Raw genomic sequence first — 856 nt, 5'->3', positions numbered from 1 at the left:
CGGACAGGGACATGGCATCCACCAGGTCCACGCGGAGCTCCACCCCTCCCTCCGCACCCACCCCGGACACCATGGCGCCGCCGGAGACGAACACCACGGGGATGTTCAGCCGCAGCGCCGCCATGAGCATGCCCGGGGTGATTTTGTCGCAGTTGGAGATGCACACCAGCGCGTCCGCGCAGTGGGCGTTGACCATGTACTCCACGGAGTCCGCGATGATGTCCCGCGAAGGCAGCGAGTACAGCATGCCGTCGTGGCCCATGGCGATGCCGTCGTCCACCGCGATGGTGTTGAACTCCTTGGCCACGCCCCCGGCCTCCTGGACCGCGGACGCCACCAGGTCACCCATGTTCTTGAGGTGCACGTGGCCGGGGACGAACTGCGTGAACGAGTTCGCAATCGCCACGATCGGCTTCCCGAAGTCCTCGCTCCCCATGCCCGTGGCCCGCCAGAGGGCGCGCGCTCCCGCCATGTTGCGGCCGGTGGTGGACGTTGCTGAACGCAGCTGCGGCACTGTGGTTCCTTCCCGAAAGACAGTGCCGGGGCGGGCCGTCGCTCTCCAACCCCGCCCCGGCACACGTGTTGCGCCCCAGCCTACGCGCGGCCCCGGGGCGGGTTTCACATCGCGGTCACGGATCTCACATCCCGGACTTTGGTTGCAGGCACCGCTCCTCCCGCCGACGACGCCGCACGGCCAGCTCCGCGCGCAACGTCACCACTCGGGCACCGGCCCCTTCCCCGCCCGGGACCGGTGCAGCCCGACACCCATGCTGCCCGGCCGAGCCCGCAGGCCTGGGACGCGGGCGAGTGGCAGAACCGGCGACGAGTCCTGGCAGCGGCACACTCCACGCAGCAC

1 protein-coding gene is annotated in these 856 nt (G+C 70.1%); it reads right to left on the bottom strand.

Annotation, left to right across the window (positions count from 1 at the left end; translation table 11 throughout):
• The coding region (locus tag ACH0BU_RS18125; protein ID WP_500264485.1) for a dihydroxy-acid dehydratase domain-containing protein at positions 1-514 on the bottom strand (514 nt) is incomplete at its 3' end.
• Positions 515-856: the final 342 nt, after the last annotated feature.

Source organism: Sphingomonas olei (assembly GCF_045369765.1).
Classification (GTDB): domain Bacteria; phylum Pseudomonadota; class Alphaproteobacteria; order Sphingomonadales; family Sphingomonadaceae; genus Sphingomonas; species Sphingomonas panaciterrae.
This window is presented reverse-complemented; position numbering and strand designations above follow the sequence as displayed.